At 74.6% G+C, this 11566-nt stretch carries 7 protein-coding genes; 4 read left to right on the forward strand and 3 right to left on the reverse strand.

Going from position 1 to position 11566, the window contains the following annotated elements; all coding sequences use genetic code 11:
• Positions 1–25 precede the first annotated feature (25 nt).
• A complete protein-coding gene (gene mycP, locus ACYQ77_RS06160; RefSeq protein WP_459709732.1) occupies positions 26–1258 on the reverse strand; it encodes a type VII secretion-associated serine protease mycosin in 1233 nt (410 codons plus the stop codon).
• A gap of 107 nt (positions 1259–1365) precedes the next feature.
• On the opposite strand from mycP, the gene ACYQ77_RS06165 reads away from it, so the two are divergent.
• Genes ACYQ77_RS06165 through ACYQ77_RS06180 form a run of 4 tightly spaced genes read left to right on the forward strand, consistent with a single transcriptional unit; the run spans position 1366 to position 9618 of the window.
• Positions 1366–1728, forward strand: a complete 363-nt coding sequence (locus ACYQ77_RS06165) for a YbaB/EbfC family nucleoid-associated protein (RefSeq protein ID WP_459708303.1) — start codon at positions 1366–1368, stop codon at positions 1726–1728.
• A 2-nt stretch (positions 1729–1730) separates the two neighbouring features.
• A complete protein-coding gene (locus ACYQ77_RS06170; RefSeq protein ID WP_459708305.1) occupies positions 1731–2129 on the forward strand; it encodes a hypothetical protein in 399 nt (132 codons plus the stop codon).
• 3 nt (positions 2130–2132) lie between these two features.
• Positions 2133–9272 (forward strand): WXG100-like domain-containing protein, encoded by a 7140-nt coding sequence (locus ACYQ77_RS06175; protein WP_459708307.1) that lies wholly within the window; start codon positions 2133–2135, stop codon positions 9270–9272.
• On the forward strand, positions 9202–9618 hold the full coding sequence (locus tag ACYQ77_RS06180; RefSeq protein WP_459708309.1) for a hypothetical protein: 417 nt from the start codon (positions 9202–9204) through the stop codon (positions 9616–9618). The genes ACYQ77_RS06175 and ACYQ77_RS06180 overlap by 71 nt, the downstream gene beginning before the upstream one ends.
• Here the strand turns inward: ACYQ77_RS06180 and ACYQ77_RS06185 are convergent.
• Entirely contained in the window at positions 9605–10882 is a 1278-nt protein-coding gene (locus ACYQ77_RS06185; RefSeq protein ID WP_459708311.1) for a sensor histidine kinase, read from the reverse strand. The two genes, ACYQ77_RS06180 and ACYQ77_RS06185, sit on opposite strands and share 14 nt — an antisense overlap.
• A complete protein-coding gene (locus ACYQ77_RS06190) occupies positions 10879–11541 on the reverse strand; it encodes a response regulator transcription factor (protein ID WP_459708312.1) in 663 nt (220 codons plus the stop codon). Before ACYQ77_RS06190 ends, ACYQ77_RS06185 begins: the two co-directional genes overlap by 4 nt.
• Between the last annotated feature and the right edge of the window lie 25 nt (positions 11542–11566).

Consider the following 11566-nt stretch of genomic DNA (forward strand, 5'->3'; position numbering starts at 1 on the left):
TTCGCGGGTGTCCTGGACGCGCCTTTCAGGGCACCAGGAACATCTGCTCCGGCGGCTCGACCACGGCGGGCCGGTCCGGCAGCGGGGCCGCCACCGCGGGGCGCCAGCAGCGTCGTCGTCCACGTGGGACGGTCACGGCCACGAGCACCGCCAGCGCGATCGCACCCAGGATCGCCACCGCCGCCCACGTCGCCACCACCCCCGCGCGTTCGTGCCACGCGGCCTCCGCCAGCGCCGCCTCGTCCGGCGGCACCGGCGTGTGGCCGGGCAGCGCGGCGGGCTCGGACAGGTCGAGCCCGTCGGTCACCGCGCGGTACGGGTTGACCACCCCCGCGCCGTACGCGTGCCGGTCACCCCGCGCCGGGGACGCCGTCGCGAGCAACCGTTGCGCCACCTCGGGCGCCGACAGCTCCGGCCACGCCGACCGCACCAGCGCGGCCGTCGCGGCGACGAACGGCGCCGCGTAGCTCGTGCCGTTCACGTACGCGTGCCCCGCGACCCGCGTCGTCGTCAGCACGCCGGCGCCCGGCGCGACCAGGTCGACGTACGGCCCGACCTGGGACGTGGACGTGCGCGCCCCGTCGATGTCGATCGCGCCGACGCCGAGCACCCCGTCGTACGCGGCCGGGAACGACGGCAGCTCACCGGCCCCGTCCTGCTGCCCGTTGCCGACGGCCGCCACCACGACCACGTCCCGCGCCACCGCGTACGTGATCGCCGACCGGAGCTCGGGGAAGTCCGCGTAGCCCGCCACCGACAGGTTCACCACCCGCGCGCCCGCGTCCACCGCGTACCGGATGCCCCGCGCCAGCGCGGCGAGGTCGATCCGCAGCGACCGGCCGTTCTCCGCGATGTCCTGCGCCGTGATCCGCACGGGCAGGATCCGCGCGTCCGGTGCGATGCCGTGGAAACCGATGCCGCGCACCGGGTCCGCCGCGATGATGCCCGCCACGCCGGTGCCGTGTGACACGCAGTCGAAGTTCCCCGGCAACGCCGTGTTCTCGAAGAAGTTCCTGCCGCGCAGGACGTTCCCGCGCAGCTGCGGGTGGTCAGCGTCCACACCGGAGTCGACGACCGCGACCGTCACGCCCGCGCCCCGGGTGTGCGGCCACACCTGCCTCGGGTCGAGCACCTGCTGCGCCCACGGCTGCTGCCGCACCGCGGCACGGCCGGGGTCCGGGTCGTGGCAGGCACCCGGCGGCGGTGCCGCGTGCGCGGGCGTGACACCGGTCATGAGCAGGCCGAGCGCGATCAGCATTGCCTTCACGACAAGCGATCCTGCGGCGGCATATCCACGTCGACGGTGCCGTGGCCGCATGAGGCCACCGCGCAGGCGGCCCTCCTGTACCGCCGATACTCGCTCGTATGGACGAGACCCTGCGCAGCCTCGGCATCATCGCCGAGCACGAGCAACTCGCCGAGGACGTCCGCGTGCTGCAGCGCACGATCGCCGAGACCAGGGCGACGGCCGACTCCGGCGACGGGCTGGTGAGCGCGACGGTCGACGGGAACGGCAGGCTGCTCGAGCTGTGGCTCGACCCCAGGATCTACCGCGCGCCCGACTCGGCCGGGCTGGCCGCGACGATCACCGAGACCGTCCGCGAGGCCGTCCGCCAGGCCGAGGAGACGGTGTTCGCCGCGGCGGTGCGGTTCCTGCCCGACGACGCGACGCCCGCGACCACCGATCTGCGGCTGGACCCGTTCCTGCACCAACTCGACCGGAGGTAGCGGTGGGTGACTTCGACGCCAACGGCGACGGCCTCGTCGACATGCGCATCGACGCGACCGCACAGGGGATCGGCGAACTGCGCGCGCACGCCGACGGCCTGTCCGCCGCGCTGACCGCCGCGTTCTCCCGGATCAACGAACTGGGTGGCAGGCTGGGCAAGGGCGGGCAGCTCTCCGACCGGTTCATGGCGGAGTACACGAAGTGGCGCAACGGCACCGGCCCGGTGTGTGTCGCCGACCCCGCGCCGGGCGCGACGAGCTCCGTGCAGGACGACCCCGGGCTGGACAAGGGCGTCAGCGAGGTGCCGGTCAACTACCGCAAGATCGTGGAGTCCGGCGACGCCGCCGTGACCACGTACCGGAACGCGGAGCAGAACGCCGCCCGCGGCTTCCGGTACTGAGCGATGGGCGTCGACCTCACCGGCTGGGCCGCCAGGCTGTTCGACGAGGTCTGCGCGGCCATCGGCGGTGACAACGCGTTCCCGCCCGACGAGCCGGCGGACGCCCGCGAGCTGGGGCGTGCGTGGGGTGCCGTCGCCGATCTGCTGCAGGGCGCCGTGGGCAGCACCGGCGCGGCGGCGGACAAGATCTTCACCGCGTGGACGGACACCGCGGGCTACGACTACCACGCGGTGATCAAGTCGTACAACGGCGGTATCGGCGGGCTCATCACGTCCTGCCGGGAGATGCAGAGGTTCTGCGAGCAGTACGCCCACGACATCGAGCAACAGCGCTGGGCGACCCGCATCGAGATGATCATCAACGCGGCGTCGTTCGCCCTCGCGTTCACCGGCGGCGGCGCTGTCGTCGCGGGGATCTTCGCCCGCAGGCTCGCCGCCGGGGTGATGAAACGCATGCTGCTGGCGGCGGCGCGGACCGCTGCCGCCGCCGAGGGCCGCACCACCGTCCGCACGGTCGCGCTCGACCTCGGCAAGGAGATCGTGATCGAGTCGACGGAGGAGTTCGTGATCTCCGCCGGTTCGCAACTGGCCACCGGCGGGATCGACGGCAAACAACTGGCGACCGACACCCTCGCGGGCGGCATCGGCGGCGTGCTCGGCTTCGGACCGGGAAAGCTCGTGTCGAAGGTGGTGAAGCCGAAGGGTTTCGCCGGCCAGCACCTGTCGGCGGCCGCCACCGGCGGCGGGCTGAACGCCGTCACGTCCCCGGTGGCGAGCGTCGCGGCACACGACGTCGTCAACGGGGAACTCTCCGGTTGGGGAGACTATCGACAGTCCATCGTGGACAACGCGGGGGACGCCGCGCGCATGGGCGCCTTCCGGGCCAACGGGAACGTGGCGTCCAGCCAGGCGGGCAGTCTCGCCGGCACACACGCGAACGCGGCCAAACAGGCGGAGTTGATGAACGACCTCGGGTTGACGGGCCCGGACGGCCCGCCCCCGGAGGGGACACCCGCCGCACCGGAGGCGGCGGCCGGGGGTGGTGCGCAGTCCGGCGGTGGCCAGGTGGGTGGTGCGGAGTCGAGCGGTGGGCAGGTGGGTGCGGGGCAGGCGGGTGGTGCGCAGTCCGGCGGTGGGCAGGCGGGCGGTGTGCAGGCGGGTGCGCAGGCGGGTGCCGGGCAAGCGAGCGGTGGGCAAGCGAGCGGTGGGCAGGTGGGTGCGGGGCAGGCGGGTGGTGCGGAGTCGGGCGGTGGGCAGGCGGGCGGTGTGCAATCAGGTGCAGGCCATTCGGGCGCCGGGCAGGCGGCTGTTGGGCAGGCAGGCGGCGCGCAGCCGGGCGCTGGGCAGGCGAGCGGTGTGCAGTCGGGCGCCGGACAGGCGGGTACCGGGCAGGTGAGCGGTGGGCAGGCGGGCGGTTCGCAGTCGGGTGTTGGGCAGTCGGGTGCGGGACAATCGGGTGGTGCCCAGTCGGGTGCTGGGCGGTCGGGGGGTGCCGGACTGGCGGGTGCCGGGCAGTCCGGCTCTGCGCAGTCGGGAGCCGGGCAGGCGAGTGGCTCGCAGTCGGGTGCTGGGCAGTCGAGCGCGGGACAATCGGGCGGCACTCAGGCGAGCGGCGGGCAGGCGGGCGGTTCGCAGTCGGGTGCTGGGCAGCCGGGCGCGGGACAATCGGGCGGTGCCCAGTCGGGTAACCCGCAGTCGGGTGCTGGGCGGTCGGGGGGTGCCGGGCAGTCTGGCTCTGCGCAGTCGGGAGCTGGGCAGGCGAGCGGTGCCCAGTCGGGTAACCCGCAGCCGGGTGCTGGGCGGTCGGGCGGTGCCGGGCAGTCTGGCTCTGCGCAGTCGGGAGCCGGGCAGGCGAGCGGTTCGCAGTCGGGCAATGCGCAGTTGGGCAACCCTCAGCAGGGTGCCGGGCAGTCGGGCAATGCGCCCGAGCAAGCGGGTGGTGCGCAGTCGAATGCCGGACAAGGAAGTGGTGGGCAGTCAGGCACGCCCTCGCAGCCAGGCGCTGCCGGATCGTCGGGGCCGAGTACGCGAGGACCGGAATCCGCGCCGACTCTCTCCGGTGAGGCATCGGCTGGTCTCGACCGTGCGGAAGGCGCACCTCGGCCCGCGGAGATCGCCGCGGTTGTGTGGCATGCGCTCGGGCATCCGGTCCAGGATGCGATCACCCGGCTGTTCGACCGGCGGGCCACCTCGCAGACGGTGAAGAACGCCATCGCCCGGCTGGCCTCATTGGACGTCCCCGCCGACGCCAAGCGGGAGATCGCCGAGCTGGCGAGCAAACTGCCGCCGACGGTGTTGAAGGCGCTCGTCGACATCGCCGAGCGGGCGGCCTCGGCACTGGACGTCGCGGTCTCGCTCGCCAAGGAGAACCGGGCCGCCGCCAACCGGGCCATCCGGCAGATCCGGGACCTCGCCGGGCGTGGCACCGCCGAGCTGCGTGCCTTCCTCGACGAGCACACCGGCACCGGCGGCAGCCCGGCCGCCGAGGCGCCGGGGCAACTCGTGCCCCGCGGTGAGCCGGACACCGGGTCCGCGGTACCCGACGGCCCGGCATCGACCGCCGCTGCCGCCGCGCAGCCGACACCCCCGTCGCCGTCACCCTCGCCGCCGACACCCTCGGCATCGCCAGCACCCTCGGCATCGCCGCCCTCGCCGCCGACGCCCTCGCCGCCGACGCCCTCGCCGCCGACGCCCTTGGTATCGCCGCCCTCGCCGCCGTCGGCGTCGGCATCGCCGCCGTCATCGGCATCGCCGCCCTCGCCGCCCTCGCCGCCGCCGTCGTCGGCATCGGCATCGCCGCAGCTCCCGTCGGCATCGTCGCCGTCGCCGCTGCCGTCGTCGGCATCCGCATCGGCATCCTCGTCGCCACCCCCGTCCTCCCCACCCCCGTCGTCGCCGCCGGCGTCGCCGTCGTCGCCTGCGGCTGGGAGTGGGCTTGTCGCCGCGATTGAGGCGTTTCTCGACCGCGACCTGAGGATCGCCGACGACATCGTCACCGCCATTCACGCCCTTGCCGAGAAGATGCCGCCGCACCTCCTCGTCCGGTACCTGACGAACATCGCCCGGACGGTCACCCGGTCCGAGGGCGCCACCCTCGCCGACATGAGCGTCGCCCAGTTGCACGCCTTCCACCGCCAGCTGGTGCGGCTCGCCGCGCGGGCGTCGTTGCCGCAACGGTTCACCGGGGTACCGCCGAGTTCCGTCACCCCGGCGAAGGCCGGTGCGATCGGCGACGGGAAGGGCTTCGTGCAGGAAGCGGCCGACGTGCACGCCATGCTCGACCGGCTGGCGGCGCTCGGGGTCGACGTCACCTCCGCCAGGAAGGCGCTGGCCGACGAGATGCGCAAGACCGACCTCCAGGTCTGGGCCGAGAGCCGCGCGACCAAGGCGTCCACCCTGCAGGGCAACGCCCAGGGGCTCTACGGGATCTTCGCCGAGGTCGAGGCCGCCCTCGCGCTCGCCGAGATGCACCCCGCGCTGCGGACAGCGCTCGGCCTGCCGGGGCTGACGGTCACGGGCCTGCGCATCGGCAAGGACCCCGACGTCGACATCATGGCCCGCCTCGGCGACGGCACCGAGGTGCGCATCGAGGTCAAGGACCACACCTCGTTCGCGGTCGGTGGCAAGAAGTACCACGAGATCGCCGGGCAGGTCGGGCGGCACCGCGAACAACTCGGCTCGCGTGGCCTCGTCATCTCGCTGTTCACCAACGACGTGGCACCGGCCGTCGCCGACGCGCTCGTCACCGCGGGCGCCGACATGGTGTTGCGCTACGACGGGTTCAGCACGTTCAGCGTCATCGCCGAGCGCCCCGCCCCGGCGCCGGAGAGCGGCGTGCTCCCGCACCCGTCCCCGCCCAGCCCGGCACCCACCGCCGCGAACGGGGACATCGCCCGCGCCGCGGCCCGCGACGCCGCGCGGTTCGCCGGGATGGCCACCGGGCGATCCGCGGGGGTCACCGCCGACGCCGCCGACCTCGGCGGGGCCGTCGCCGCCACCTACCTCGTGGACGACGACGGCAACGTCCGGGTCACCGTGTCCAGCAGGGCGCGGCCCGCCGAGGTGCCCGGGCTGGTGACGGCCGCGCTGGCCGAGGCGCTGGCCCGGGACGACGCCGGCAGGCCGGACTTCCTCGTGCCGGGCAGCACCGGCGACCCCGTGCTGAGCGCGCGTGACCAGGGCCGTGCGGCCCGGATCATGGCGCTCGACCAGTTGCTGCGGCAGGCGCCGTGGAGGCACACCGTCCGCGCGCAGCTCCGGGCGCTCATCGCCGAGATGGGGCTCGACCCCGCGCAGCCCGGCGCCGCCGACCGCATGGCCGCCCTGCCCGACGAGCGGATGCGGGACGCGGTCCGCCGCCGCACCAGGGAACTGGACGGCCTGCCCGCCACGATGCTGTACCTGGGCAGGAGCGTCGTCGCCGCGCTTCCCGTGCCGGTGAGCATCGCCGCGATCGCCGGGGTCGCGAACCTCGGCGCGCCGCTCGTGGTCGCGATCGCCGCCACCTCGCTCGCGCGGGCGCTCGTGCACGGCCTGTACGACCGGGCGCAGGTCGCGCGGGAGCTGACGGCCATGGACGAACGGGTCGCCGGGCACGGGCAGCGGCTCGCCGACGGGGCCACCGCCGACGTCGGCCACAACTTCCTGAAAGCCTTGGCGCAGCTGCGTTCCGCGGGCCACGAACTCGCCGCGCCCGAGCCTGGCACGACCCCCGGCAACGCGGACGCCGGGGCGCGGCAGTGGGAACGGATCTACGGGATCCGCCGCTACGCGGGCACCATCGCCGCGACCGCCGCCCTCGGCGTGGTCATGGTGGTCGGCGCCGTCACCCCCGTGCTCGGCCCGCTCCCGCTGCTCGCCGCGCTCGGGTTGTTCGCGCCGTCGGCCGCCGCGACCGTGGCCGGCCCGGTCTTCGACGCCCGCAGGAAGCGCTACACCATGGCGAAGGAAGCCGCGCTGCTGGCCGAGGTGCTCACCGACGTCGACCGGCTGGCGGCCACCCGGCGCGACGAGATCGCCGCGCACGCGAAGGACGTCCTCGACCAGGTGCGGGCGCTGCTGCCCGACGGCGCCCCCGGCCTGGAGGGCCTCGCCGCGCGGGAGTTCCTGTACGGCGACGACATCCCCGCGCAGGCGGCGCGCGCGTTGTTGCCGCAGAAGCAGAACGACGTCGACAAGGACAACGACCCGACGTGGGCCGCCGACCACCTGCACCTCACGCTGGAGCACGCCCTCTACCGGAGCACGAACGCGGGCGCGGCGGCCGTCATGAACCTGGCGTTCGGCGGCAGGCAGTACGCGGCGGACGTGGCCGCGGTCTTCGAGCTGATCCAGTACGACGCGGGCCGGGAAGCGGGACGGGACGTGGCCGCGTTCGCGGCCGCCGTCGCCGCCGTCCTCGGTGCGCGGATGGCGCCGCCACCGGTCACCCCGCTCGCCGACGACGCGGCCCGCCCGTCGGGGATGTCGTCGAAGAAGTGGTACGGGGTCGGCGCCGCTGCCGGGCTGCTGTCGGTCGCCATCGCCGCCGGGTTCGGGAAATGGCTGGGGCTCACCGGTTTCCTCGTGCCCGCCGCCGCGACCGCGCACGGCCCCGTCGGCGGCACCCTCGCCAACCGGTTCATGTTCGCGCGGGAACTGGCCGCGGGTGACGTCAAGATCGAGGTCGACCGGGCCGCGGCGCAGCGGGAACGCGACGCGCGGGCCGAGGCGCTCGGCGCGTTCGGCAGGAACGTGCTCGGCGACCGGCCCCCGCGACCGAGCAGGCCCGTCGGCGACGCCGTGCTCGACCGGATCCTCGCCGCACGCGACGACGCGTACCGGGCACTGGTCGCGGAGGTGCGCGGTCTGCTGTCCACTCCGGACACACCGGCCGGGCCCCTCGGCGCGACGCTCGTCGACCGGGTGGCCGCGCTGCACGACATCGCCGCCACGGTCACGGCGCTGGGCCGGGTCCGCGCCGAGAGCGGTCAGGCGCGGGCGGAAGCGGTCCTGCGCGACCGGCTCATCGCCGCCGTCCAGAAGTACAACGGGGTGCCCGGCGTGACCGCCGTGCCGGTGGCCGACCTGTACGACGGCGTGCACCAGGGCAACGCGGACCGGCTGCCCGCGGCACTGGCCGATCCGGTCGCGCTGCCCGAGGACATGCACGGGCAGGTCGCCGCGGTCACCAGGGACCGGCACCTCGCCCGGCCGGGCACACCCGTGGAGCTGCCGGGCGACCTGGCCGCGTTCGCGGGCAACGAGGGCTGGGCGGCGCGGGTCGCGGCCGCCGCCGGTGTCCCAGGTGGACGGTTCGTCCCGGCCGCCACGTTCAACGACGCCACGGCCAGGATGCGGCAGCTCGGCACAGGGGCCAGGGCGATCGTGCACGCCGCGCGCACCGACGACAGCGGCGTCGCCACGTCCGGCGTCCTGCTCAACGCCGTCACCGTCGACGGGCAGGTGTGCTTCCTCGACGCGCGCACCGGCGCGCCCGCCGACCTCACCCAGCACACCGGCGACCTGGCGGTGCTGGTCACCGCGGGCAGCGACGGGACCACGGGACCGGCGGTGGTCGCGAAGGCGCGGGCGGTCGCCGCGCAGGCCCGCGCCGCGTACCAGGACCTCGTGCCCGGCAGCCTGCTCACCGACCCCGCCGCACCCGGCCACACCGGCCGCCCCGCCGAGACCAGCCTCGCCGACGGGCTCACCAGGATCGCGCAGGTGATCAACCCCGACCGCTACCTGCCCTCGGCCGTCAACCCGGTGCCGGGCAACGCCATGCCGCCGGTCCACGCGTTCTCCGACCAGTGGGACACCGAGGAACGGCACGCGCCGGACCCGGCCGACGTGGTCGCCGGGCTCGGGATGGCCAGGGCGACCGCGGGGCTGGCGGTCGCCCTGCTGGCGATGTCCGGCGGCGACACCGATGCCGCGGAGTACCGGCGGCTGACCGACCTGCTCGGCCGCGACGACGTTCCGCCGTCCGGCCTGCTGGACGCCATGACCGACCTGCTCGACGCGCTGCTCCCCGGCGACGGGCCGGGAGCGGGCGCTACCGTCGGGGCAGGCGAACGGAAGGAAGGTCCCGATGGTGCGTCCACTGTGGATCGCCCTGAGCGCGGTGCTGGTCCTGACCTCCGCCGTCGTCATCATCCGTGAGCTGGGCGAACCCGAACTGGTGCCGGTCACCCACCCGGGCGGCGCGGTCACGATCGTCGGCGAGCTGAACCTCGAGCAGGGCCGCGGCGGCACGGTGACCGCGCGGGCGACGATCAGCGCCGACCGGGAGCTGGTGCTGCCCGCGCTGGTCGTGCGGGTGCGCGACGAGGCAGGGCGCGACCACGACTTCCCGGAACGCGCGGACGTCGCGCTCGGCACCGCCCCGAAGGAGATCACGTTCCGCGGGCGGTTCGCCGAACCGGGGACCTACACCTACAGCCTCGCCTACCGCACCGACGGTGCCTGGGTCGACCTGCCGCCCTGGCAGACCGTCACGATCCGGTGACCACCGGCAGGCTCAGCTCGAAGATCGCGCCGCCCTCGTCCGCGTTGTAGACGTTGAGCCTGCCGCCGTGCGCCTGCGCCACCCAGCGCACGATCGACAGGCCGAGCCCGGACGAGCCGCCCGTGCTGGTGAAGCGGTCGAACGTCTCCTCGGCGAACGCCGCGTCGATGCCGGGGCCGTGGTCGGCGACGGTCACCGTGCCGCCGGCGACCGTGATGTGCACGACCGCCGTCGCGCCCGGCTGGTGGCCGTACTTGAGCGCGTTGTCCAGCAGGTTGCTGATCGCGCGCTGCAGCAGCGCCGGGTCGGCGTGCACCATCGTCGGCGCCGCGACGACCGTGACCTGCGCGCCGTGGCCCGGCGTCTCGTCGACCACTGTGGACACCAGCTGGTCCAGCCACACCGGCTGGATCGCGAGCCGCTCCACCCCCGCCGCGAGCCGTGCGCGGACCAGGAGCCCGTCGATGATGCCGCCCATCCGCGCGGCCAGCCCGACCACGCGCGGCACCAGTTCCGGTGCGCGTGCGGGGTTCGCCTGCGCGCCCTCCGCGAGCGACCGCAACGCGGCGACCGGCGTGCGCAGGTCGTGCGCGGTCTCGGCGAGCAGCACCTCCTGCTGCTGCAACGCGGCCGCCGACGGGCGGATCACCCGGCCCGACAGGACGTGCGCGGCCACCCCGAACACGCCGACCAGCACCACGAGCGTCCCGATCACCCACCACACCAGCTCGGTGTGCTCCCGTTGCTGCGGGCCCATGTCGGCGACCGCCACGATCGCGCCGATCGGGTCGCGGTCCGGTGAGTACAGCGGTTCCACGCGCACCCGCACCAGCTCGCCGCCGGTGCCGCGCTGGTAGCCGGTGATCGTCGTGCCGGAGCCGACCGCGGTGCCCGCCAGCCCGCTGAGCAGCCGGGTGTCCATGGCCACGCACGGCCGCCGGGACAGGTGCGACCGGAACGCGGGCGCGCCGCCCGGCATGATCGCGAACTGCGGGCAGCCGTCGTTCAGCTCGTCGGTGTTGAGCGCGCTGAAGTCGACGGCCTCGTCGAAGGCGATGAGGCGGCTCACGCCCGTGGTCACCCGGTGCAGCTCGGCGTCGACGGCGGCCACGCCCTGCTCGGCGTCGTCGCTGACCAGGTACCACGCGAAGCCGACGAGCCCCAGCACGTTCGCCGCGGTGACCACAGCGGTCAGCAGCCAGCGCAGCCTGCGCAGCCGGGCGGCGGCGGAACCGGTCGCCGCTCCCGTGCGCGGCCCGGTCACCGCGCGCTCATCTGGAAACCGCGGCCGTGCACGGTGTGGATCAGCTCCGGCCCGCCCAGCTTGCGGCGCACCCGCTTCACGACCGCGTCGACGGCGTTGGTGGTGCGGTCCACGTCGCTCTCCCAGCAGTGCTCGAGCAGGTCGGTCCTCGTCACCACCTGCTCGACCTGGGTGAGCAGGTACTCGAGCACCGCGAACTCCTTGGTGGTCAGCGAAAGCCGCACACCTGCCCTGCGCACCTCGCGGCGCGCGCAGTCCACCTCCAGGTCCGCGAGCCGCAGCACCGACGGCCGCCCGCCCGGCCTGCGGCACAGGTTCAGCACCCGCGCGGTCAGCTCCGCCGACGAGAACGGCTTGACGAGGTAGTCGTCGCCGCCGTGCTCGAACCCGGCCACCCGGTCGGCAGGCGCGTCGCGGGCGGTCAGGAACAACACGGGCACCCCCCACCCCTCCCTGCGTCGCGTGTGGACGTAGGCGATCGCGTCCCCGTCGGGCAGCATCCGGTCGAACACCACGCAGTCGTGCCCGCCCCGCGACAGCGCCGCGTGCGCGTCGGCGACGCTCGTCGCGACGTCGACGGCCAGGCCGGCGGCCTGCAGCGTGGCGGCCACCCCGACCAGCAGGTTCTCGTCGTCCTCGACCACCATCACGCGTGTCATAAATACCTCATGTCGTCTGTTCAGA

This window comes from Actinophytocola sp. KF-1 (genome assembly GCF_054661535.1).